Raw genomic sequence first — 24,940 nt, 5'->3', positions numbered from 1 at the left:
CTATTCCTCATAATATTCTAATCCATGTTCTTCACACCACTCTATAGCAATTTCTTTCAATTTTTCCATTTTGTATTCATAATACTTATCTCTTAAACCAAGCCTGGAGATTTCATATTTAAAAAATCTAAATGCTCCTCTACCATTAAGTGCATTTAATAAAATTTCAGAAGTTTCATCATCAACCATATAAATAGAAAAGTTTCTCATAATCTTATATTCATAAATATCATATTGCGAGGGTATTGGAATATAGATTTCTGGATAAGTTAATATAGCATCTGCTAATTTCAACTCTTCTTTTTCCCAATCTTGAGCTTTTGAATAGATATAATCATAATCATCATACTCAGCTTTTGAAAGAAAGTCGTTTTCAATCGTAACAAATTCACCTGTTTTTTTGTTATAATATTTGGTTGTTTCTGAGAATTGCGCATCCATTTCTTCTACAAGTCTTTTATATTAACTTTCATAGTTTCTCCCCCTTTCATAGTATTTTTAAATTGTGCAAATTCAAATCTTTTCTTTCCTTTGATTTATTTTTTGCTTTTTTCCTGGAATGACTCTCTCTAAATTAAATTCACTCCTTATCATATTATTCTTTTTCCTAACTTAAATACCCCCTATAATATCTTTAGTGAATTTTTATCTATTTTCTCAATTTATCTTTATTATATCATATCGTATATTCAATATATTGACAAAAAATACAAAAAAATGTTATACTAAATCAAAGCTAAAAAAGGTGGAAAACTATGAAAAATAATTTTATTAATCTTGTGTATAATTATGTTATAAATGAAAATTTTGATTCTACACACGATTTAGGTCATATACTAAGAGTTACAAAAAATGCTGAATTTATAGCAAAAAACGAAAATGCCGATATAGAAGTTGTTATTATTTCAGCTTTACTTCATGATATAGCAAGAAATGATGAATTATCCGGAAAAATAGAAGATCATGCGCTCGAGGGTGCAAGAAGAGCTGAAATTTTTTTAAGAAAAATTAAGTATCCAAAATATAGAAAAGTTTCATATTGTATAGAACATCACAGATTTAGAAAGAAAAATATTCCAGAAACATTAGAAGCAAAAATTATACAAGATGCTGATAGATTAGATGCTTTAGGATACGTGGGAATAACAAGAGTTTTCATGCATAAAAATGGCGGAGATTTAAAAGAAAGAATCGAACACTTTTACGAAAAAATACTTAAACTCAAACATTTAATGAATACAGAAACCGCTAAAATATTGGTAGAAGAAAAATCCAAAATTGTTGAAACATTTATAAAAGGTTTGCAAAAAGAATTATTATATATTTATGAGGTGGATGATGGATAAAAAACAAAGGATTTTAAAAATTTTAGAGAATTCAGAAAATCCTGTAAAAGGCAAAATATTAGCAGAAAAAATTGGTATAAGCCGTCAGATGATTATACAATATATATCCAGATTAAAATCAGATGGACATAAAATTATTGCTACAAGAGATGGATATATTCTGGAAAAAGAATTAGGAATTAGAAAGATGATAGCTGTAAAGCATTCAACAGATGAAATTGAAAATGAACTATTTGCTATTGTACAGGCGGGAGGAAAGATTATAGATGTTATTGTTGAACACCCTCTTTATGGTGAAATTAAAGGAAGAATCGATGTAAAAAACGAAGAAGATATTATAAGATTTATGAGTTTATTAAAAACCACACAAGCAACACCATTATTGGAATTATCAGATGGCGTTCATATTCATACAATTGAGGTCAAAGATGAAAAAACCTTCGAAAAAGTAAAAGAAGCGATAAAAAAATACTTAATTTTAGATTTTTGAATGGGGGGATAATATGAAATTTATTGATTTGAGAAGCGATACTGTCACATTACCTACCGAAGAAATGAGGAAAGCTATGTGTGAGGCTGAAGTTGGAGACGATGTTTATGAAGAAGATCCCACCATAAAAAAGTTAGAGGAATTGGCAGCCGATATATTAGGAAAAGATGCAGCTCTTTTTGTTCCAAGTGGAACATTTGGAAATCAATTAGCTTTATTCACACATTGTAATAAAGGTGATGAGGTAATATTAGGTGACGATTGTCATATTGTTCAACATGAAGCTGGAGCTGCTGCAATCATCGCAGGTGTTCAATTACGTACAATTAAATCAAATAAAGGCATGCTTCCTCCAGAAGAAATAGAAAGAAGAATAAGAAAGGTTGAAGATATACATTTTCCTAAAACCGGATTGATTACATTAGAAAATGCTCATTCTAATGGAAGAGCCATACAGTTAGAAAATTTTGAAAAAATAAAAACAATAGCTGATAAATATAATATTCCTATACATTTAGATGGTGCAAGATTATTCAATGCCGCCATATCATTAAACGTTGAACCGCAAAAAATAGCTTCATATGCAGATTCTATTAACATCTGCCTTTCAAAGGGGTTGTGCGCTCCTGTTGGCTCTTTACTTGTTGGAAGTTATGATTTTATAAAAAATGCTAAAAGAAATAGAAAAATTATGGGTGGCGGTCTAAGACAGGCAGGAATATTAGCAGCTGCAGGAATAATTGCTTTAAATAAAATGCGTTTTAGATTAAATGAAGACCATGAAAAGGCTAAATATTTGGCTCATAAACTTTCTAAACTTGGTTTTATTGATATTGTCGAAGATGTTGATATTAATATGGTGTTTTTTAAAATAAATAAAAATTTTAATGATAATGAGTTTATATTATATATGAAAGACAATGGTATAAAAATAAATCCACCAGAAGAAAACATATACAGGTTTGTTACTCATTACTGGATAAAAAAAGAGGATATCGATAAAACAATAAAAAATATAGAAAAATATTTTTATCATAGTAAATAACTATAGTTTTTGTATAAGGGGGATATGGGGTGAAATACTCAAAAGTGAATAGCGCATATGTTTCAGGTTTTGAAGTAAAACCTATTATTGTGGAAGTTGATATAAATTCAAAAGCAACACAACAAATCTTTAAGATAGTTGGCATGCCAAATACAGCAATTTTAGAAAGTCAAAAAAGAGTATATAGTGCTATAAGAAATTCAGGATTTAAATTCCCAAATGGGAATGTAACCGTAAATCTTGCACCAAGTAATATTAAAAAACACGGAACACATTTTGATTTGCCAATAGCGATATCTATATTATTGGCTTCAAAACAATTAAATTTTAATATTGATAATTATTATATATTTGGTGAAATTGGGTTAAACGGTGAAATCAGAGGAATACCAGGAATAACATTATTGTTACTGGATATATCCCATAAAAATAAAAATGCCCGGTTTATAATTCCAAAAGAAAATGAAGAAGAATCTTTGTTTATAGAAAAAAATACAGTTTATATAATTAATAAATTAACTGATATAATTCATATATTCGATCCAGAAAAATCTGAAAATTATAAAGCTTCTCCTAAAAATACATATTATGAAAAGAATGATGAACAACTTGATTTTTCAGAAATAAAAGGGCAATTTTTTGCAAAAAGAGGAGCTGAAATAGCCGCAGCTGGATTTCATAACTTATTAATGAAGGGAAGCCCAGGATCTGGTAAAACAATGATTGCACGAAGAATTCCTACTATCTTACCTGAAATGACAAAAGATGAAATAATAGAATCAACAAAAATCTATTCTATATATGGTTATCTAAATATGGTAATAAAAAAACGTCCTTTTCGCTCTCCACACCATTCTGCATCTGCTGTTTCAATAATTGGTGGTGGTGCCGATTCAAAACCCGGAGAGGTTAGCCTGGCAAATAATGGTGTTTTATTCTTAGATGAATTTCCTGAATTCAGAACAGATGTAATTGAAGCTCTCAGACAACCTATGGAAGATGGAATTGTTACGATTTCCAGAGCAAAATTAATTGCTACATATCCCGCAAAATTTATGTTAATCGCAGCACAAAATCCATGTCCCTGTGGATATTATGGTGACCCAGAGCATGAATGCACATGCACATTAAACCAAATTAATAATTATAATAGAAAAATATCGGGCCCAGTTTATGATAGAATCGATATCAGAATAAAGATCGAACGTGTTAAAATAGATGATATTTTCAGCAATATAAATGAAGAAAGTTCAGCAACTATACGCGAAAGAGTAAGAAAAGCAAGTTATATACAAATAAAAAGACAGGGAAAACTAAATGGAAAACTTACCCAAAAGGAAGTAAAAAAAATTATTAAGCTTGATGAAAGTGTTGAAAGGTTTTTAAAAACTGGTGCGAAAAAATTTAAAATGACCGGCAGAGGAATTAATAGAATATTAAAAGTTGCACGAACAATAGCCGATTTAAAAGGAAGCGATAAAATAAAAATTGAAGATATAGCAGAGGCCTTTCAATTCAGGGGGGATTAAAATTTATAAAAATTCATATGGAGATATGTTTTTCAAAATAAAAGATAAATTAGAATTTATAGAGATACTCGATTCAATAATTAAAATACCTAAAAGAGATGTTTACTTCTTTTCCGAAGTAGAAAGTGACTTTTATTATATGAATAATATAGGAACTTTACATGTTTTAGAAATAGAAAATGAAAAAAGCAAAGAAAAAAGTTTCAAAAATTTTATTCCAGATAATAGTCTTATATATTCAATTTTAAAATTATCAAAAAATTCCTTAATTCCATTTACTATATGGGATTTGGTAAATTTTTATAAAAATGGATATAAAATTCGCTATTTAAAGGAATATAATAAAATTTTGGCATTTTACATATTAAAAAACAATGTTGTAGATTTTGTTTTTTTTGAAAATGAAAATATAAATTTAATTACTCAAACTTTAAAAGATATTTCTTACTTTGTCAATAACTCATACGTTATAAACGTATATTCTAATCAAAAAAATTTTAAAAATTTATTATCAAACAAAAATACTATTGATATAAGAAATTTTTATATTTATAAATTAAATTCGCATGGTATATATATTACAAATCCTCAAAAAAATGATTCAAAAAAGATAATTAATTTTTATGAAAAAGTTTTTTCAAATTCAACTACACTGGCAACTCAACTAAACGAATTTAATAAAACAGTTAAAGACTTTGAGGAAATCATCAACTTATCAAAAAAATTGTTTGGATTAAGGATATTAGTTACAAAATTTACTGATAAAATAATAGGTAATGCTGATATTTATTGGAATATTCAAAGACAAAGATTAAAAAAAACTGCTAAATTGGGAATTAGTGTACTTGAAAGTTTTAGAAATATGGGTATAGCCACAACATTAATTAACAATCATATAACATGGTGTATAGAAAATCCCGATATACATAGACTCGAATTAGAAGTTTTTTCAAATAACATAAAAGCTATCTCTTTGTATAAAAAATTAGGTTTTGTTGAAGAGGGACGACGTAAAGAAGCTGTTTATATTGACTCTAAATATTTAGATATTATAATGATGGGGTATATAACAGAACCAATTTTTTTGTTTTAAAGTTTGTGAATTATTTGTATTTTTGATGTTTTATATTAATCATTTACGATGTCCAAAAAGTAAAGTCGCTCAAACCTTGATTGTTAATCCTCAAAAATAGCTCATTCTCGCCGGTCATATCAGACTCACATCCATGTTCGGTATTTTGCATCCGTGCAAAATTGACCGGCATCATTCGTTATTTTTTCGGACAATCTGCGAGTTTTCGCTTACTTTACTAATTGGACACCCTATTAATCATTTATTAAATTAAAAGCTGTATAGTTGGACTTTTTTACACAAAATTAATCTTTTCTTTTCTTGTCTGTTATATTTCACATATTAATTTAAATCATAATATTATATAATCTATGTGAAGATTTCTTCATCAAATTTTTTGTTTTTCTTTTTGTGAAATTGTGAAAAAAATATCTTATTTGGATAATATTTATCTAAATTAAATATTTTATATAATTTGTGAAAAAAATATCTATCTATTTAATATATATAATTTTTGTATATAAGAATAAATCCATAGCGAGGAGGGAATGCAATGTCTTTAGAACTTGAAAACAAATTTAGAGAAGTAGAAGAATATATTGATTCATTAAACCTCGAAAACAAAGATAAAGTAACAAAAAGAAGCTATTTAATTCATGTTTTGCACAAAGCTCAGGAAATAATTGGTTATCTTCCGATTGAAATTCAAAAAATAATAGCAAAAAAACTGGATGTTCATGCATCTGATGTATATGGTGTTGTAACATTTTATAATTTTTTCAGTATGAAACCAAAAGGAAAATATCCTATTAATGTATGTTTAGGTACTGCATGTTATGTTAGAGGTTCGGGTGATATCCTTGAAGAGTTTAAAAAACAACTTGGTATAACAGAAAACGAAACTACAGAAGATGGTATGTTTAGTATCCATGCAGTTAGGTGTGTAGGTGCGTGTGGACTAGCCCCAGTAGTAATGATTGGTGACGAAGTTCACGGAAGATTAACAACAAAAGATGTGAAAAGATTAATAAACGAATATAGAAATAGAGATAAATAAGGAGGGGATCCTATGCCAAAAATAAAAAGCTTAGAAGATTTATTAAAACAAAAAGAAGAAGCTAAAAGTAAATTATCTTTAAGGAAAATAGCTGATAAAGATGACATTATAACTCTCAAAGTTGCAATGGGAACATGTGGAATTGCAGCAGGAGCTAAAACAACCTTTGAGAAATTACTTGAAATTATTGAAGAAAAAAATTTGGATAATATAAGAGTTATACAAACAGGATGTATGGGTTACTGTCATGCTGAACCTACAGTAGAAGTTAACGAACCAGGAAAAGAACCTATATTATATGGAAAAATTACAGGTGATAGAGCAAAAGAATTGATAGAAAAACATATTTTAAATGGAGAATTATTGCAGGACTCAATCATAGGGGAAACTCACAAATCAATTAATGAATAAGGAGGGAATAAAAATGTCATCATATAAATATCACGTTTTGATATGTGGTGGTACAGGTTGTACCTCTTCCAAAAGTGAGTTAATAAAAGATAATTTAGAAAAATTAGTTAAAGAAAAAGGTTTGGAAAACGATGTTCAAATAGTTAGAACTGGATGTTTTGGATTCTGTGAACAGGGACCAATAGTGAAATTTTTACCTGATAATACTTTTTATGTAAGAGTTACCCCAGAAGATGCTGAAGAATTGGTAAATGAACATATTATAAAAGGTAGAAAGGTTGAAAGATTATTATATGTTGAACCAACAGAACATGAAAGAATAGATGAATCAAAAAAAATGCCATTTTATAAAAAACAAATAAGAGTTGCTTTAAGAAATGCAGGATTAATCAATCCTGATGATATAGATGAGTATATAGCTAATGATGGATATCAGGCATTAGCTAAAGCTTTATCTATGTCACCTGAAAAAGTTGTTGAAGAAGTTAGAGAATCAGGATTAAGAGGTAGAGGCGGTGGTGGATTTCCTACAGGTTTGAAATGGGGATTCGCCCAAAAAGCTAAAGGTGATATTAAATATGTAGTATGTAATGCCGATGAAGGCGATCCTGGAGCATTTATGGATAGATCCGTTCTTGAAGGTGATCCGCATTCAGTTATCGAAGGTATGGCTATTGCAGCTTATGCTATAGGCGCCAATCAAGGATATGTTTATATAAGAGCTGAATATCCTTTAGCTGTTAAACGATTAGAAAATGCTATAAAGCAGGCAAAAGAATATGGTTTATTGGGAGAAAATATATTTGGGACAAACTTTTCATTTAATTTAGAAATAAGACTTGGGGCTGGAGCTTTTGTTTGTGGAGAAGAAACAGCTTTATTAGCTTCTATTGAAGGATATAGAGGAGAACCAAGAACAAAACCTCCTTTTCCTGCAAATAAAGGATTATGGGGAAAACCCACAATTATAAATAACGTTGAAACATTTGCTAATATAGCTCCAATATTATTAAAAGGGGCAAAATGGTTTAGAAGTTTAGGTACAGAAAAATCTCCAGGAACTAAAGTATTTGCATTAGCTGGTAAAATAAATAATGTTGGACTTGTAGAAGTTCCTATGGGAACTACTTTAAGAGAAGTTATATTTGATATAGGTGGTGGAATTAGAGAAAATAAAAAGTTTAAAGCTGTTCAAACTGGTGGGCCATCAGGAGGATGTATTCCTGCAGCATACTTAGATACACCTATAGATTTTGATACATTAACAGCATTGGGTTCAATGATGGGATCAGGTGGAATGATTGTTATGGACGAAAATACATGTATGCCTGATGTTGCAAAATTTTATCTGGAATTTTCAGTAGAAGAATCATGCGGAAAATGTACTCCATGTAGAATTGGAAATGTTAGATTATTAGAAATATTAGATAAAATTACATCTGGAAGAGCTACTATGGAAGATCTTGAAAGAATGAGGATTCTTGGAGAAACAATTAAAGATTCTGCTCTTTGCGGTTTAGGACAAACATCGCCGAATCCAATTTTATCAACACTTCATTACTTTAAAGATGAATATGAAGCTCATGTTCTTGATAAAACCTGTCCAGCTGGTGTATGTAAAAACTTAATCACATATGTTATAGATAAAGAAAAATGTGTCGGTTGTACCGCTTGTGCAAGAGTTTGTCCTGTTGAAGCTATTAATGGGTCTATTAAAAATCCTCATGAAATAGATCAAGAAAAATGTATCAAATGTGGCGCTTGTTATGCAACATGTAGATTTGGCGCTATAGAAAAGATATAGGAAGGAGGAAAAAATATGCCGAAAATTACTATAAATTGTAAAGAAGTTGAAGTACCTGAAAATTATACAGTTTTAGATGCTGTTAAATCTGTTGGTGGATATGTTCCAACATTATGTTATATGAAATTAGATGATATAGGAATTGAAAACAAACCTGCTTCATGCAGAGTATGTATGGTTGAAGTAGAAGGAAGAAGAAATTTAGCTCCAGCATGTGCTACTCCAGTTGCAGAAGGTATGATTGTAAAAACTCATTCAAGAAGAGCTATACAGGCAAGAAGAACTGCAGTTCAACTATTATTATCTGATCATCCACAAGACTGTTTAAAATGTCCAAAAAATGGTGAATGTGAATTACAGGATTTAGCAGCTGAATTAAATATTCATAATAATCCATATATGGGTAAAATGTCTTTACATAAAAAGGATATTTCAGCAGCAATAATCAGAGATCCAAATAAATGTGTAATGTGTAGACGATGTGAAACTATGTGTAATGAATTCCAGACTGTCGGTGTTCTATCCGCTGTAAACAGAGGTTTTGATGCTGTTGTTAAACCTACCTTTGACTGGAATCTCGAAAATACTGCTTGTACATTCTGTGGTCAATGTGTAGCCGTATGTCCAACAGGTGCTTTAGTTGAAAGATCATATATTGATCAGGTATGGGATGTTTTAGAAGATCCAAAGAAGCATGTTGTTGTTCAAACAGCCCCAGCAGTTAGAGTTGCTATTGCTGAGGAATTTGGTCATGAACCAGGTACAATATCTACTGGGAAATTAGTTTCTGCTTTAAGAGTTTTAGGTTTTGATAAAGTATTTGACACTAATTTTTCTGCTGATTTAACAATAATGGAAGAAGCTACTGAATTTATTCAAAGATTAGAAAATGGCGGATACATGCCAATGTTAACAAGCTGTTGTCCTGGTTGGGTTAAATTTTTAGAACATCAATTCCCTGAATTATTGGAAATGCCATCAACCGCTAAATCTCCTCAACAGATGTTTGGAGCAGTTGCAAAAACATATTATGCCCAAAAAGCAGGAATCAATCCAGAAGATATTGTTGTAGTATCAATAATGCCATGTTTGGCTAAAAAATATGAAGCAAATAGAGATGAATTAAGAGATTCAGGATATCAGGATGTTGATTTTGTAATAACTACAAGAGAATTAGCAGATATGATTAGGGAATCAGGTATAAACTTTAATAATTTACCAGATGGCGAATATGATAATCCTTTAGGCGAATCAACTGGTGCAGCTGATATCTTTGGTAGAACTGGTGGTGTTGCAGAAGCTGCTTTAAGAACAGCTTATGAATTTATTACAGGTGAAGAATTAAAAGATGTAGACTTTGTTGGATTGAGAGGCTACGAAGGTGTAAGAATTGCAGAAATCGATATTAAAGGAACAATAATTAGAGTTGGTGTTGCACATGGTTTAGGAAATGTAAGGAAATTGTTGGAAGATATAAGAGAAGGAAAAGTCAAGGTTCATTTGATTGAAGTAATGGCATGTCCTGGCGGTTGTGTTGGAGGTGGAGGACAACCTTATCATCACGGAGATTTCAATGTTATAAAAAGAAGAATTGAAGCTATTAACAAAATAGATAAGGATAAACCTATAAGAAAATCACATGAAAATCCTTCTATAAAGAAAATTTATGACGAATTTTTAGGAAAACCAAATAGTGAAAAAGCACATCATTTATTACATACTGAATATTTTGAAAGAGAATGGTTATGATATAATAAAAGCGGGGATTTTCCCCGCTTTTATTATAAAAATTTAAATTTTATATTGTATTTAGGAGGTGCAAAATGTATACATATGGATTGATGTTAATTGCAAATAATGAAGAAGAAGCTTACAATTTAGCTTCAAAATATGCAAGAAGATATGGAAATCATAATGTTTCTTCATGTGTTAACTATTTAAATGAAAAAAAATTATTTGAAGATACAGTAAATGATTTAATTTCTATGTATAAAAGTTTAAAAGAAGCGTCAGAAAATATGATAAAAAGATTTGAAGGAAAAGTTCCTGAAGATGATTATATTTTAAATCAATTAAAAGATAATTTAAAAAGATTTGAAAACGGAAAATATGCTTATCCCGAAGAATGGAAACTGGTATTTCATGATGGCAATGATTTTGAACATATTGATAATTATAAAATATTTGAAAATATTAAAAATCATCATCAAATAAAAAATTTATATTTATTAATAATTGATATATTTTAAGATTAATATATTCTAAGATGGCTTTTGCCATCTTTTTTATTTTGCTTTTTAGAAAAAAGTTTTAAAAGTTGACTTAGCTTGAAATCTGAGATATAATATTAATATATATTTCATTTATTTTTTTAAATTTAAGGAGGGATAGAATGAAAAAAGCATTTTTTTTTATAGGCATTTTTTTCTTAGTATTTTTGCTTTATGGTTGCATGGGTTTAAACAATGAAAAAACATATTATTATATTGAAGGGTATTTTAAGGATGATCAAGGAGATGGGCAATTACATCCGTGGAGTGGAGAATTTGTAATACTTGCTTTAGATTCAAGTAATAAAATTAAAGGTTATGATATTGCTAATGATCAAGAACCAACAAACGATTACTTCAAAATAGAAAATCTTCTTGAAGGAAATTATATTTTGAAAGTATATACAGATGCCAATAATAATATTGATAAAAATAATTTAGAATCATTATTAAATAACACACCAGATGCAACAAAACATATCAATTTAACGAATAATGCAAGTATCACCATTCTTTTTGGTGAAAATGATTAAGGGGGGGGAATATGCCGGAATTTGCAAATCCATTTTCAGGATTAAAAAGTGGTAGAAAATTAACAGATGAAGAATTAGTTAGAGCTATTCGCTATATGGTTGCTGCAGAATATGAAGCAATACAATTATATATGCAATTAGCTGAATCTACAGATAATGAATTAGCAAAAGAAGTATTGGCTGATATCGCTAATGAAGAAAGAGTTCATGCTGGAGAATTTTTAAGATTATTAAAAGAACTAGATCCTGAAGAAGAAAAATTTTATAACGAGGGTGCTAAAGAAGTAGAAGAGGAAATTGAAAAGTTTAAGTCAAAATAAACCGGTATCTTAAGATACCGGTTTATTATTTGAAAATATAATTATTTATGTTATAATATCTTCGTTATTTTTAATAATTCGGAGGGATACAATGAAAGAAAATATATATGTTATAGGACATAAAAAACCTGATACAGATAGTATCGTTGCTTCTATTTCTTATGCTTATTTAAAAAATAAGATCGATAATAAATATATATATATACCTTATAGACTTGGAAATCTTAATCCGGAAAGCAAATATGTCTTGAATTTTTTTAATGTTGAGCCTCCAAAACTCTTAAAACATGTATATATACAGGCAAAAGATGTTATGACAAAGGATGTTATATCAGCCTATAAAGAATCTACTATTTACGAAGTTGGAAATAAAATGCTTGATAATCAAATAAAAAGTATTCCAATTGTTGATAAAGAAAATAAACTAATTGGGCTTTTAACAGAAAGAGAATTAGCAAAAAATTTTTTACATGAAATTCAAAATTTTACCCTTGAAGAAAATCCTCCAAAAGTAAAAGATGTTATAAAAACAATGAATGGAAAATTAATAGTTGGAGATAAAAATAAAAAATTAAAAGGGTGTCCAACAATTGGTGCAATGACAGCTGAAGAAGTACAACGTTATGTAAAAAAAGACGATGTATTGATTACAGGAAATAGAAAAGATGTACAAAAAATTGCCCTTGAAAAAAAAGTAAGCTGTTTGATAATAACAGGTAATTTTTTTCCAGATTCAGATATAGTTGAACTGGCAAAAAAACAAAATATTCCAATTGTTGTTTCACCTCATCCAACATATATTACAGGAAGATTATTAAGATTAAGTACTCATGTTGAGAGAATAATGGAAAAAAACCCACTTACAGTACTTCCAGACGAATTGCTACAAGATTTTGAAGAAGAATTGATGCAAGATAAAAAAGGTGTTGCGATAGTTATAGATAATGATAATACAGTAAAAGGGATAATAACAAGGCATGATTTAATTAAACCTAAAAATAAAAAGGTAATTCTTGTTGATCATTCAGAAAAATCTCAAACTGTAGAAGGAATAAAAGAAGCAGAAATTTTAGAAATAATTGACCATCATAGACTAGGAGGATTGGAAACAGGTCTTCCAATTACTGCCCATATTAGGCCTGTAGGTAGTACCAATACAATAATATGGGATTTATATAAAAAAAATAAAATTTCCCCTCCACCTGAAATTGCCGGTTTAATGTTATCTGCCATATTGTCAGATACTATGATATTAAAATCTCCTACTACGACATATGAAGATAAACAAACAGTTGAAGAAATTTCTAAGATGTTAAATATAGATCCAATTGAATATGGAATCAATATGTATAAAGCTAAAACAAATTTAAAAGGTTTTTCGGAAAAAGATATTTTAACCCTGGATTTAAAAGAAACACGAATATCAAAAGGTAAAATTGCAGTATCTCAAATTGAAGTTATAGATCCTCATCAAATTCTTTTAGAAAAAGAAAAAATTCTTAAATCAATGGAAAAATACGCAAAAGAAAAAAACTATGTTTTATTTTTATTTTTATTAACAGATGTGCTTAAAGAAGGATCTTATATTTTTTCAGCAGGACAATATAAATTAGCGGAAAAAATATTTAAAATTAAGTTCGATAATAAAATAGCTTTTTTAAATGGAATAGTATCAAGAAAAAAGCAAGTTATGCCTTTAATTTTCAGGAATTTATAGCAAAAACAATATAGATAAAAATTATCTGTATTTAAAGTATTGTAAAAAAACAATTAAAGAGCGATTTTTACGCTCTTTTCATTTTTTCATGATTATAGCTAGATAATATGTTTTATATAGAATTATTGTTATTTATATTCGATAATCTTTATTTTTATAATAAGTTTTTTTGTATTATAATAATATTAGAATTTTCTAATATTCTTTTTTCGTCAATCTAGATAACAAGGAGATGATATTTTGGATGAATGTAAGTTAATATCTAACATTTTTAAATGTTTATCGCACCCGATTAGATTAAAAATAATCAAGCTTTTAAGTAATAAAAAATTATCTGTTTTAGAAATTACAGAGAAATTAAATACAAGTCAGTCTAGTATATCTCAGCACTTAAAACTTTTAGAAGAAAATGGTATTATTTTAAAAGAAAAAAAAGGAAATATAGTTTATTGTAAATTGAAACATAATTTAGTTTTGGAACTTTTATCTGACGGAAAAAGAATAATTTCACAAGAACTCAAAGAAGCTAATAAGATCATAAGTAAAACATAAGATTATTGGTATACTATGTATTTTGAAAAAATAAAGATTTTTTTCACAAAAAATTTTAAAAAGGAGGGAGTATTTTGAAAAAGTATATTTCAACTTTTTTAACCCTGTGGATAATCTGGATAGCCTTAACAGGATTTTCGCTTCCAGAAATTCTTACGGGTTTATTAGTTTCTCTGGTATTATCTGGAATTATTGCAAACACAGTTGATTACTCTTTTGATTTTTCCATTGTACCAAAATTATTCGTATTTGTTTTTATCTATGTTCCTGTTTTTATTATGGAAATGATAAAAGCGAATTTTGATGTTGCTGCGAGAGTATTGAATCCGTCTTTACCATTAAATCCAGGATTCGTGAAGATACCAACTAAATTGAAAGGTAATGTTGGAAAATTAACGTTGGCAAATTCTATTACATTAACTCCAGGTACTCTTTCGATTGATGCTGATAAGGATTATATTTATATTCATTGGATCGATGTTAAAGGCGAATCTCCCGAAGAATATCAAAAATATGTCTCAGGAAAATTTGAGAAAATTTTGGGAGGGATTTATAAATGAATAGTTTAATAGGAATTTTAATTGCTATTGGTGCATTTTTCTCTATTTTAAGATTAATTCAGGGTCCCACAACACCAGACAGGGTTGTTGCTGTTGATACATTAAATGTTATAATAACAGGTTCTATTGTGTTTTTATCCTATATTTTCAAGAGTGAATTATATCTTGATATTGCTTTAGTTTATGGGGCATTATCTTTTCTTGAAACTGTTGTTATTGCCCGTTATTTGGAGGGGAAAAAATGACTATAATTGGATATGTATTTATGATAATAGGTGCTCTTTTTTATGTTTTAGGTGGCTTAGGTTTATACAGAATGCCTGATGTTTATAACAGGCTTCAAGCAGCAACTAAAGCTACTACATTAGGAACATTTTCTTTAGTTTTAGGCGTTGGAATTGCCCAACCACAATGGTTTATAAAAACATTATTAATCGTAGTTTTTTTAACAATTACTAATCCAGTTGGTAGTTCTGTTTTAGCTAAGGCTTCTTATATTTACGGCGCAAAACCATTTAAATTAACAAAAAATGATTTAGATGAACTCTACAAAAGTAGAGGTGATGAAAATGCAAATAATTGAAATTTTAGTAGGTATTGCATTATTAATTTTTGCTTTTTTAGCTATAGAATCCAAAAAAATAATTAACTCTGTAATTTATTTATCAATATTAAGTATGTTATCAGTAGTATCTTTTATATTTATGAAAGCTCCAGATGTTGCTATTACAGAGGCAGTGATAGGTTCAGGCTTAGTAACAGCTATATTTATATTTACCCTTTTTTCTATAAAAAAGGTTGGTGATAAAAAATGATGAAAAAGGTTATTGCTGCATTAATAGTATTGGTTTTAGGAATTTTTATTTTTACAAATCTTTATTCAACAGGTGAAGGTAAATTATTTCCAAAATTTGGTGAAGTAAATTTAACTGAAAGAGTATCAAATAGTTTTGTAAATAAAAATGTTAGTGAAAATTCAGGTGAAATAAAATTTAAGAAAACAAAAGATGCAGAAAGCGGTTCGGCTAATATGGTAACTTCAATTGTTGTAAATTACAGGTCATTTGATACATTAGGTGAAGTTACAGTGTTATTTGTTTCCGCCTTAGGTATTGGATTGTTATTAAGCGGTAACACAAGAATGAAATTTAAAACACCACCAAACTTTATTTTAAAAACTGCAGTAAGAATTATTTCAGGAATTATTTTAATAACAGGCGTTTATATATTCATTCATGGTCATTTAACTCCTGGTGGTGGATTTCCAGGTGGTTCTATGATTGCTTCTGCAGTATTATTGTTCTACATATCTGATGATGAATTTAAAACAAAAGTAAAATCATTTAAAGTATTAGAAGGAACAGCTGGAAGTTTATATTTAATATTCGGTCTTTTAGGATTATCTTTAGGTGGATATTTCTTATACAATTTCTTACCTACAGGCACAGTCGGAGAATTATTCAGCGCAGGTATAGTTCCAATTATTTACATTTTTGTGGGATTAAAAGTAGGATCTGAGCTTTCAAACTTAATCTCAGATTTTCTCTCAGAGGAGGGGAAATAAATGATACAATATTTATTTATAGGTTTAATATTAATAGGTATATATGGTCTTTTAACTCAAAAGAATTTAATTAAGATTGTTGTAGCATTAAATGTTTTGGAAGTTGGAGTAAATTTATTTATTATATCTATTGGATATGTTAAAGATGGAGTTGCTCCTATTTTATTTAATGGTGTAAAAACAAATAATAATTTGTTTGTTGATCCTTTACCTCAAGCTCTTGTTCTTACAGCTATTGTTATAGGTGTTGGAGTTACAGCGTTAGCACTAACAGTTGTAAGAAAAATTTATGAAAAATATGAAACATTAGAATTGGACGAGATGGGGAGTGAAAGCAATGATTAATCCTGTTTTATTAATAGCAATCCCATTACTGTTTGCCTTTTTATCTGTTATTTTCAAAAAAGCTGATAAAACTCTTTTATTAGCTGCAGTTGCATTTAATGTTTTTGGAGCTCTTGTTATTCAGGAAGGTAATATTATCATTGGTGGTTGGAAACCTCCATTTGGTATAAATCTTGTTGTTGATCAATATTCGATATTTGGATTAATGATATTAAATATTGTTTTTGCCTTATCTGTTATTACATCATTAGCTTCAGTAAAAAAATATTCAACTGTATTATTGGTTTCACTGGCTTCATTAAATGGAATGATGTTAACTGGAGATTTGTTTAATTTATTCGTATTTTTAGAAATTGCATCAATTTCAGCATATATTATATCAACGATGACAAAAAGTTTTAAAGGAACCTTTAACTACATAATTTTAGGAGCTCTTGGTTCAAACCTTTATTTATTGGGAATTATTATTCTTTATGCAACGACTGGAACATTAAACATGGCTGATATGTCTTCAAAAATTAGCTTTGTAAATAATAACATATTATTATTAGCATTAACATTTATATTCGCTGGATTTGCAGTAGAAGCTAAAATAATGCCGTTCAACGGATGGGTAAAAATGGTATATGGAAATGTTAATGATTTAAATGGTGGAATTTTTGCTTCTGCATATGCAACAGCAGTTATTTTAGTTTTTGGAAGATTGTTCACTTCTATATTTGTTTTAGAAGGTAATTTAAAAACAATATTTTTAACTATTACAGTATTAACATTTATTTTTGGTGAAATTGCAGCATTTTCACAAAAAAATATAAGAAGTATTCTTGCATTTTCTAGTATAGGACAAGCCGGGTTAATAGCAACATTGTTCTTAACAGGTATTACTGGTGGAGCAATGATGCAAGTTGCAAATAATGCCTTTGCTAAATTATTAATGTTTACAATTGCTGGTGCAATGTATGTATACACTGGTACAGATAGTATTGAAAAATTGCAAGGTTTATTTAAAAAACATAAATTAATAGGATTCGGTTTTAGTGTTGCTGCACTATCTTTAGTTGGATTGCCATTATTCTATGGGTTTTATGTAAAAATTTTTGCATTAACAAATTTACTTAAATTAAATAGTTTCTGGTTACCAGCGTTAATCTTATTTGCAAGTTTAATTGAAGGGATTTATTACATAAGAATGTTAGCAAAATTATGGAATCCTGGAAAAGAAGGTAAAGAATCAAAAGATGAATACACAACAAAATTAACTTTGGAAAACACATTTGCTTATGCTGTATTAGCAATTGCAGTAGGATTATTTATTATTTATATTAGCTATAATCCAGAATTTATAACACAAGGTATAAGCAATTACCTTTCCAATATTGCGGGAGGGATGTGACGTGGCTTTAAATACTTTAATCTTATTCATATTATTAGGCGGATTGATAACTTATTTTGTAAGTAAAATAAATAGCAAAACAGGAGCATGGTTAACAGTAATAATATCATTAGTTTCTTTATTTGTTATATATTCTATGAAAGATTCTTCGGGAGTTATACTTAATGTGTTTAACTATGGAAACTATTCACTAAACTTAGTTACATCAAATTATGCATGGTATTTTTCAATTGTAATGGTTCTCGTATATTCGATGGTTTCATTCTTTAATCCATATTGGATGGAGAAAGTAATTCATCCAGCTGCATATAATTTATTCTATTTATTATCGTTAGGTGGAACTTTAGGAGTATTTTATTCTAAAGATTTTTTAACTTTGTTTATTTTCTGGGAATTAGTAGTTTGGTCTTCAATGTTTATTATTCCTTTGGGAAAATCCAGAAGAGCCACGGTTGTATATTATGGAATTAGTACAATAGGTTCCTTTTCAATGTTGTATGCAATTTTAATGTTAAATGTTAAGTATGGTACATTTGATATACAAACAAATATTCAAAATATGTCCAATGATCCAAAATTTGCCGTATTATTCTTCTTTTTAATTATTATGGCCGGATTAACTAAATTGGGTATTTTCCCATTTTATACATGGTTGCCTATTGCACACGGGAATGCTCCACATACATTTTCACCTGTATTATCAGGTGGTCTTGTAAAAATGGGTGGATTTATAGCCTTTTTAATGACAGCAGTATTACCAACATCAAAAGTATTTGCAAATCATTTAAATATATTGAATAATCCATATGAAAATTATATATTAATGATACTTGGTGCTATCAGTATTATTATTGGAACATTAATGGCTATAAAACAAGATGATGCAAAAAAACTCATTGCATATTCTACAGTAAGTAATAGTGGATATATTTTAATAGGTTTAGCAATGGTAGATCAGACAGGATTCGCTGGTGGAATGATGCATGTATTTAATCATGCTATGGCATCTGCTGCTATGTTCCTTTCATTTGCTGCAATTGCATATAGAACAGGAACAACCAAAATATCAGAACTTGGTGGATTAATAAAAAGGATGCCAGTTACATTTACTGCATATTTAATTGCTATTATTTCGTTGGCTGGTATTCCTCCAATGAGCGGATTTGCTTCAAAGTGGTTAATATATCAAGGATTAATTAGAAAAGGAAATATGTTTATTGCTTTTGCTGCATTTTTTGGTAGCGTTGGATCATTTATGTATGTTTTCAGACCATTAGCTGGAGCATTTTTAGGACAATTATCCCCTAAACATAAAGAAATTAAGGAAGTACCTTTTTGGATGCAATTACCAATGTTAGTAATTTCTGGTTTAACTATATTATATGGTGTTTATCCTGGACTAATGCTTAAATACATCGCAAAAATTCAAGAAACAGTTGGTTTAAAAGCTATTGAAGTTGAAGGATTTAAAATATTAACTCCAAATGGAATGTGGGATTCTTGGATAGTAACCTTGGTATTTACAATAGGATTCATAATTGCAACAATATTATATTTTGTATTACCAAAATCAAAATCGGTAGATTTAATGGATACATATACATCTGCTGAGTTTATTTATGATCCTGATAAATATCATTATTCATCAAATTATTATGCCCCATTTGAAAGATTATATGCAAAACATCCTTCTGTAGAAAAGTTCTATAATGCAATAGCGTTAAGAGTAAATGAATTGGGACAATTGATAAAAACATGGTTCTTTAATGAAAATCCTGCATTTACAGTTTTCTGGATTTCGATAGTAATAACTGCTATATTTATGTGGGGTGATAAAATATGAGTACGTTTTTTAAAGCTACATTATTAGTATTATTAGCTTTCTTTTGGCAATTAACCCTTGCTGGTATTCAAAGAAAAGTTACAGCTAGAATCCATAGAAGGGTAGGTTCTCCGTGGTATCAAAATTTTATAGATTTATTTAAGACATGGAGCAAGAGTTCAATTTCTCATGGATTTATATATGATTTTGGAGTATTAATGGCTTTAGGTGGAACTATAGCAACATTAATTTTTGTTCCAGCAGGTCATATTGTTGTTTTTGATAAACTTGATAATTTCTTTGTTATAGTTTATCTTTTGGCTGTTGGATCTTTAGGAATGGCTATGAGTGCCGTTGGTTCAGGGAATCCTTGGGCAAGCATAGGGGTTATGAGAGCATTAACGCAAATGTTGGCATATGAGATTCCTTATATTATGACTGTATTTGGAATTATATATGCAAATAAAACTGCTTCTATTCATGCAATAGCTCAGGCTCAACAAACAATGGGTATTTTAGGATGGAATATGTTTAGAATGCCTTTAGGCGTAATTGTTGGTTTTATATCACTAATGGGTATGCTTGGAAAAAAACCTTATGATGCTCCTATAGCTCCTGCAGAAATTGCATCAGGTCCTTTAGTAGAATATGGAGGAAAACATTTAGGAATGTTAATGTTACAACATGAATTTGCAACTTTTGTAGAAGTTGGATTATTTGTCAATTTGTTCTTAGGAGGAGGAACATTAATAGCTTTCTTAATAAAATATTTTATTGTATATATTTTAGCAACTATGATTGCTTCTGTAGTAGCAAGATTCAAAATAGATCAACTGGTAGTATTTTATTATAAAGTTCCATTAGCATTAGCTTTAATTCAAACAGCAATTGTAATATTCACCGGTTTGGGGGTGAGCATATGGCTTTAAATGAAAATGAAAAAATTAATGAAATAGATGTAAATGAATTAGATTGTAGAGATACATTAACTTTCTGGGAAAAATTTGGTAATATTTTCAGAAGTAAATCAATTTGGATGTTGCATTACTGTACTGGTTGTGGTGCTATGGAACTACCTCCAACAATGACATCTAGATTTGATATGGAAAGAATAGGTATGGCTCCAATGGCTACTCCAAGACAAGCAGATGTTTTATTAATAACAGGATACCTAAGTGTTAAAACATTAAGGAGAATTATTTATACATATGAACAAATGCAAAATCCAAAATATGTAGTTGGTTTTGGCTCATGTACATTGAATGGCGGAGTTTATTATGATTCATATGCTGTTATTTCAAGATTAGATTATTATATTCCTGTTGATTTATATATTGCAGGATGTATGCCAAGACCAGAAGCAGTAATGAGTGGTTTTAAAAAATTAATGGATATGATTAAAAAAGGTGAAGCATTAGGTTGGAAAAGATATCAAAAATATTATGACTGGTACAAAAAGAACCAGATTCGCGCCCTTGGGGAGGTGTATGTAAAAGATGAATTCCATGAATAATATTATTGAAGATATAAAGTTAAAATTTAACCCTGAAAATACAGAAATTGTAAAGAAAAATCAAATAGCTATTGACTTAAAAAACGAAGAAGTACATTCTGTTCTTTCTTATTTAAAATCACAGGGTTGGAAACAATTAACTATACTTACATGTGTTGATTGGATAAAAGAAAATAAATTTCAACTTGTATATATATTAATGAATTGGGAAAATTCAATAACAATTCAAATAAGAACAAAAATTGATAGAAATAATCCTAAATTTAGAACTATTATAAATATTTATCCTGGTGCAGAAATGTATGAAAGAGATGTCCATGAATTTTTTGGTGTAACATTTGAAGGAAATCCAAATCATGAAAAAGAATTATTCCTCGAGTTATGGGATGACCTGCCACCTATGAGAAAAGATTTTGATCCTTTGGCATATTCTAAAAAGAAATTTGATGTTAGAGAATATAAAGTTGATTTTATTCCGAAAGAAGGTGAAGCTGAATGAAAAGACAGGTAAAACTATTTTTAGGGCCTAATCATCCAGGTATGCACGGTAATTTTAGTGTTCATCTTTATGTGGATGGAGATATAGTAGAAAAAGCTAGACCTTTACCTGGAATGCTTCATCGTGGATTCGAAAAGTTAATGGAAAGACGATTATGGATGAATAATCTTGCATTAATACCAAGAATTTGCGTTCCTGAACCTGATATAAACGAAATGGTATATGCTATGGGTGTAGAAACATTGGCAAAAGTTGATGTTCCAGAAAGAGCACATTGGATAAGAATGATTATTTTAGAATTAGCAAGAATAGCAAATCATATGATGTCATTAGGAGGTATTGGTGGCCCTACCGGTTTATATACTGGTCCTAATTGGGCTATAGCTGATAGAGATTTAATTCTTGATATATTTGAAGAAATTACAGGTGCAAGGGTATACCACATGTATATAGTTCCTGGTGGTGTTAGAAAAGACCTTCCAAATGGTATTGAAAAGAAAATAGAAAATTTTCTTGATTATTTAGAAAAAAGATTACCAGAATATGATGACTTAATATTAAAAAATCCAATGGTTCAGGCAAGAACTGTAGATAATATTGTCTTACCAGAAGAAGTATGTTGGGAACTTGGAGTTACTGGTATAGGATTAAGATCATCATCAGGAAAACCATATGATATTAGAAAAGTTGATCCTTATGCAAGGTATGATGAGGTTGAATTTGAAGTTCCAACTGCCACATACTCTGATGCATATACTAGATTAACAATAAAATATAAAGAAATACAACAAAGCATTAGAATAATTAGACAAGTATTAGACAAAATGCCAAAAGAAGGACCTGTAAGAGCAAGTATTTCAAGGGGTAGTGCTTTAAGATGGAGAGTTCCAAAAGGGCAAGTATTTAGTCATATTGAATGTGCTCGTGGTGAATATGGATATTATATAGTTTCTGATGGCTCAAATATGCCATATAGAATAGCAGTTAGAGGCGCTTCATACCCTCAAGGATTATTGGGAATTGAAAAATATTTACCAGGAACAAGAATTGATGATGTAGCTATTTGGTTAGATACTATGGGTGTATGTGCTCCAGAAATTGATAGATAACTTTTTTGATGAATATATATTAAATGGAATCTTTTATATTATTTTAAAAAAAGAAAAGGGTAAAATTATTATCCCACCGGAGGTGAGTTCATGTCTGAAATAAATAAGAGCTTCTTTTCGCCGGCAAAAGCCTGGAAATATTTAACAAAAAAACCCGTAACTATTCCATTAGACGATGTAATAGAAAATCCAAGAGAAGCCGCAGATAATTATAGAGGTTTTCATACAAATGATTGGGAAAAATGTATAGGCTGTGGTACATGTTCTAAAATTTGTCCAGCTGAAGCTATAAATATGATAAAAATTCCAGAATTACCTGATGAAGAAGGATCAAAACCTGAAAGACCTGCATTTGATTACGGAAGATGTACATTTTGTGGCTTATGTGTAGATATATGTACAACAGGTTCTTTAAATATGTCAAAAGAATATGTTCATTTATCAAATGATCCAAATTCATTCTTCTTTTTACCAAAAGAAGATGGTATTCATCATATTGAAGTTGAAAAAGCTTATCAAAGAACTGAAGATTCAGAATTACTTGATTTAGAAAGAGTGCCTATGGAAATTCTTGATGCAGAAACAAGAAAGAAAACATTCCTTGAAGTTGTAAAAGGTTTTTCTAAACAACAAGCAATTGAAGAAGCTGCTCGATGCGTAGATTGCGGCATATGTACAAAAACATGCCCAGCTCATATGGATATTCCTGATTATATTAGAACTGTATATGATGATAATGTAGAAGAAGGTTTAAGATGGTTATATAAAACAAATCCATTACCTTTAGTTTGTGGTAAAATGTGTACTCACAGATGTGAAACTGCGTGTACAATAGGCCATAGAGGTGAAGCAGTTTCTATTAGATGGCTAAAAAGATACATAGTTGACCAAATACCAGCAGAAGAATATCATGAAGTTTTAAAACATGAACAACAAATAATTAAAAAATTAGATAAGAAAGTGGCCATAGTTGGTGGAGGACCTGCAGGATTATCAGCAGCATATTACCTTATATTAATGGGATATAAGGTTACCGTATTTGAAGCAGAAAAAAGACCAGGTGGTGTTTTAAATTATGGCGGACCTACATACAGATTACCTTTAGAATCTTTTGAAAAAGACTGGAAATATATTGAATCATTAGGAGTGGAATTTAGATTAAATACAAAAGTTGGAGTAGATGTCACCCTTGAAGAATTAAAGGATAATTATGATGCAGTATTTTTATCTTCTGGATTTACATTAGGTAGATCAACTGGAGTTCCTGGAACAGAACATCCGATGGTAAAACAAGCAATGGTTGTATTAAAAGAAATGAAATATTATGTCGTAGGTGACGGGCCAAAACCATATATTCCAAAGAAATTGGTTGTTATTGGTGGCGGTAATGTTGCTATGGATGTTGCAAGAACAATGGTTAGATTACAAAACATTGAATATGGCAAATCAGAAGTTCATGTAGTAAGTTTGGAAAGAACTTTAGAAGAAATGCCATCAGATTGGGATGAAAAGCATGAAGGTGGAGAAGAAGGAGTTATATTCCACCCTGGTTGGGGTCCAATTGAAATAGTAACAGAAGGAGACAAAGTTAAAAAAGCAAGATTTAAAAAGGTCTTATCAATATTTGATGAAAATAGAAGATTTAATCCAAAATATGATGAATCACAGATTCTTGAATTAGATGCAGATTTGGTTGTTGAGTCAATAGGTCAAATGCCAGATTATTCATATTTGCCAGAAGATATAAAAGATAAAATAGAAATAGTTAGAGGAAGGATAAAAACAGATGAATATAATCATGTTATTGGAGTGCCGTGGTTATTTGCTGGTGGAGATATTGTTCATGGTCCGGATATTATACACGGTGTTGCTGATGGGCATAAAGCTGCTCAAGGTATTGATTTTTATTTAACTGGGTATGACAAAGATAAAAAATAAATAATGTGATAAAAAAAATCCCCGGAATATTAAAAATCCGGGGATTTGGTT

The 24,940-nt window shown here is 29.4% G+C and carries 28 protein-coding genes; 27 read left to right on the top strand and 1 reads right to left on the bottom strand.

Annotated elements, in window-relative coordinates; genetic code table 11:
• Positions 1 to 441, bottom strand: a complete 441-nt coding sequence (locus tag X275_RS06635; protein WP_047268101.1) for a UPF0158 family protein — start codon at positions 439 to 441, stop codon at positions 1 to 3.
• Positions 442 to 755: 314 nt separating this feature from the next.
• On the opposite strand from X275_RS06635, the gene X275_RS06630 reads away from it, so the two are divergent.
• The 27 genes from X275_RS06630 to X275_RS06500 all read left to right on the top strand — a co-directional run bounded on the left by X275_RS06630 (position 756) and on the right by X275_RS06500 (position 24,889).
• Positions 756 to 1,346: an HD domain-containing protein gene (locus tag X275_RS06630; RefSeq protein ID WP_047268100.1), complete on the top strand. Its 591-nt coding sequence runs from the start codon at positions 756 to 758 to the stop codon at positions 1,344 to 1,346.
• A complete protein-coding gene (locus X275_RS06625; protein WP_197072616.1) occupies positions 1,339 to 1,836 on the top strand; it encodes a transcription repressor NadR in 498 nt (165 codons plus the stop codon). Before X275_RS06630 ends, X275_RS06625 begins: the two co-directional genes overlap by 8 nt.
• 13 nt (positions 1,837 to 1,849) lie before the next feature.
• Positions 1,850 to 2,881 carry a low-specificity L-threonine aldolase gene (ltaE, locus tag X275_RS06620; RefSeq protein ID WP_047268098.1) on the top strand — a complete coding sequence of 344 codons (1,032 nt, stop codon included), beginning with the start codon at positions 1,850 to 1,852 and terminating at the stop codon, positions 2,879 to 2,881.
• A 29-nt stretch (positions 2,882 to 2,910) separates the two neighbouring features.
• On the top strand, positions 2,911 to 4,410 hold the full coding sequence (locus X275_RS06615; protein ID WP_047268097.1) for a YifB family Mg chelatase-like AAA ATPase: 1,500 nt from the start codon (positions 2,911 to 2,913) through the stop codon (positions 4,408 to 4,410).
• 25 nt (positions 4,411 to 4,435) lie between these two features.
• A complete protein-coding gene (locus tag X275_RS06610; protein WP_047268096.1) occupies positions 4,436 to 5,503 on the top strand; it encodes a GNAT family N-acetyltransferase in 1,068 nt (355 codons plus the stop codon).
• Positions 5,504 to 6,035: 532 nt separating this feature from the next.
• On the top strand, positions 6,036 to 6,539 hold the full coding sequence (locus X275_RS06605; RefSeq protein ID WP_047268095.1) for an NADH-quinone oxidoreductase subunit NuoE family protein: 504 nt from the start codon (positions 6,036 to 6,038) through the stop codon (positions 6,537 to 6,539).
• A gap of 12 nt (positions 6,540 to 6,551) precedes the next feature.
• Positions 6,552 to 6,950 carry a (2Fe-2S) ferredoxin domain-containing protein gene (locus X275_RS06600; RefSeq protein ID WP_047268094.1) on the top strand — a complete coding sequence of 133 codons (399 nt, stop codon included), beginning with the start codon at positions 6,552 to 6,554 and terminating at the stop codon, positions 6,948 to 6,950.
• A gap of 13 nt (positions 6,951 to 6,963) precedes the next feature.
• Positions 6,964 to 8,754 (top strand): NADH-quinone oxidoreductase subunit NuoF, encoded by a 1,791-nt coding sequence (nuoF, locus tag X275_RS06595; protein ID WP_047268093.1) that lies wholly within the window; start codon positions 6,964 to 6,966, stop codon positions 8,752 to 8,754.
• A gap of 15 nt (positions 8,755 to 8,769) precedes the next feature.
• Entirely contained in the window at positions 8,770 to 10,503 is a 1,734-nt protein-coding gene (locus X275_RS06590; RefSeq protein WP_047268092.1) for an NADH-dependent [FeFe] hydrogenase, group A6, read from the top strand.
• A 74-nt stretch (positions 10,504 to 10,577) separates the two neighbouring features.
• A complete protein-coding gene (locus tag X275_RS06585; RefSeq protein WP_047268091.1) occupies positions 10,578 to 11,003 on the top strand; it encodes a hypothetical protein in 426 nt (141 codons plus the stop codon).
• 143 nt (positions 11,004 to 11,146) lie between these two features.
• The gene (locus X275_RS06580) at positions 11,147 to 11,557 is read left to right on the top strand and encodes a hypothetical protein (RefSeq protein WP_047268090.1); all 411 of its coding nucleotides are present in this window, start codon (positions 11,147 to 11,149) and stop codon (positions 11,555 to 11,557) included.
• Positions 11,558 to 11,568: 11 nt separating this feature from the next.
• Positions 11,569 to 11,877, top strand: coding sequence for a ferritin family protein (locus X275_RS06575; protein ID WP_047268089.1), 309 nt, complete (start codon positions 11,569 to 11,571; stop codon positions 11,875 to 11,877).
• Between the two features lie 91 nt (positions 11,878 to 11,968).
• On the top strand, positions 11,969 to 13,594 hold the full coding sequence (locus X275_RS06570; protein ID WP_047268088.1) for a putative manganese-dependent inorganic diphosphatase: 1,626 nt from the start codon (positions 11,969 to 11,971) through the stop codon (positions 13,592 to 13,594).
• Positions 13,595 to 13,834: 240 nt separating this feature from the next.
• Positions 13,835 to 14,146, top strand: coding sequence for an ArsR/SmtB family transcription factor (locus tag X275_RS06565; protein ID WP_052913703.1), 312 nt, complete (start codon positions 13,835 to 13,837; stop codon positions 14,144 to 14,146).
• 74 nt (positions 14,147 to 14,220) lie between these two features.
• Complete coding sequence (locus X275_RS06560) at positions 14,221 to 14,706, top strand: Na+/H+ antiporter subunit E (RefSeq protein WP_052913701.1); 486 nt, start codon at positions 14,221 to 14,223, stop codon at positions 14,704 to 14,706.
• Positions 14,703 to 14,951 carry a cation:proton antiporter gene (locus tag X275_RS06555; protein ID WP_047268086.1) on the top strand — a complete coding sequence of 83 codons (249 nt, stop codon included), beginning with the start codon at positions 14,703 to 14,705 and terminating at the stop codon, positions 14,949 to 14,951. The genes X275_RS06560 and X275_RS06555 overlap by 4 nt, the downstream gene beginning before the upstream one ends.
• Complete coding sequence (gene mnhG, locus X275_RS06550; RefSeq protein ID WP_047268085.1) at positions 14,948 to 15,289, top strand: monovalent cation/H(+) antiporter subunit G; 342 nt, start codon at positions 14,948 to 14,950, stop codon at positions 15,287 to 15,289. Before X275_RS06555 ends, mnhG begins: the two co-directional genes overlap by 4 nt.
• Positions 15,276 to 15,521, top strand: coding sequence for a Na(+)/H(+) antiporter subunit B (locus tag X275_RS06545; protein WP_047268084.1), 246 nt, complete (start codon positions 15,276 to 15,278; stop codon positions 15,519 to 15,521). The genes mnhG and X275_RS06545 overlap by 14 nt, the downstream gene beginning before the upstream one ends.
• Complete coding sequence (locus X275_RS06540) at positions 15,521 to 16,270, top strand: Na(+)/H(+) antiporter subunit B (RefSeq protein WP_047268206.1); 750 nt, start codon at positions 15,521 to 15,523, stop codon at positions 16,268 to 16,270. The genes X275_RS06545 and X275_RS06540 overlap by 1 nt, the downstream gene beginning before the upstream one ends.
• Positions 16,271 to 16,615: a sodium:proton antiporter gene (locus X275_RS06535; protein WP_047268083.1), complete on the top strand. Its 345-nt coding sequence runs from the start codon at positions 16,271 to 16,273 to the stop codon at positions 16,613 to 16,615.
• Positions 16,608 to 18,008: a complex I subunit 5 family protein gene (locus X275_RS06530; RefSeq protein WP_047268082.1), complete on the top strand. Its 1,401-nt coding sequence runs from the start codon at positions 16,608 to 16,610 to the stop codon at positions 18,006 to 18,008. Before X275_RS06535 ends, X275_RS06530 begins: the two co-directional genes overlap by 8 nt.
• Before the next feature lies 1 nt (position 18,009).
• Positions 18,010 to 19,851: a proton-conducting transporter transmembrane domain-containing protein gene (locus tag X275_RS06525; protein WP_047268081.1), complete on the top strand. Its 1,842-nt coding sequence runs from the start codon at positions 18,010 to 18,012 to the stop codon at positions 19,849 to 19,851.
• Positions 19,848 to 20,759, top strand: a complete 912-nt coding sequence (locus X275_RS06520; protein ID WP_047268080.1) for a respiratory chain complex I subunit 1 family protein — start codon at positions 19,848 to 19,850, stop codon at positions 20,757 to 20,759. The genes X275_RS06525 and X275_RS06520 overlap by 4 nt, the downstream gene beginning before the upstream one ends.
• On the top strand, positions 20,750 to 21,343 hold the full coding sequence (locus tag X275_RS06515; RefSeq protein WP_197072614.1) for a NuoB/complex I 20 kDa subunit family protein: 594 nt from the start codon (positions 20,750 to 20,752) through the stop codon (positions 21,341 to 21,343). The genes X275_RS06520 and X275_RS06515 overlap by 10 nt, the downstream gene beginning before the upstream one ends.
• Positions 21,327 to 21,842 carry an NADH-quinone oxidoreductase subunit C gene (locus X275_RS06510; protein WP_047268079.1) on the top strand — a complete coding sequence of 172 codons (516 nt, stop codon included), beginning with the start codon at positions 21,327 to 21,329 and terminating at the stop codon, positions 21,840 to 21,842. The genes X275_RS06515 and X275_RS06510 overlap by 17 nt, the downstream gene beginning before the upstream one ends.
• Positions 21,839 to 22,951, top strand: a complete 1,113-nt coding sequence (locus tag X275_RS06505) for an NADH-quinone oxidoreductase subunit D (RefSeq protein WP_047268078.1) — start codon at positions 21,839 to 21,841, stop codon at positions 22,949 to 22,951. Before X275_RS06510 ends, X275_RS06505 begins: the two co-directional genes overlap by 4 nt.
• A gap of 90 nt (positions 22,952 to 23,041) precedes the next feature.
• The gene (locus X275_RS06500) at positions 23,042 to 24,889 is read left to right on the top strand and encodes an FAD-dependent oxidoreductase (protein WP_047268077.1); all 1,848 of its coding nucleotides are present in this window, start codon (positions 23,042 to 23,044) and stop codon (positions 24,887 to 24,889) included.
• Positions 24,890 to 24,940 lie beyond the last annotated feature (51 nt).

This window comes from Marinitoga sp. 1197, from assembly GCF_001021165.1.
In the GTDB taxonomy this organism is placed as follows: Bacteria; Thermotogota; Thermotogae; order Petrotogales; family Petrotogaceae; genus Marinitoga.
The sequence above is the reverse complement of the archived record's forward strand: the minus strand, read 5'-3'. Positions and strand labels throughout refer to the sequence as shown.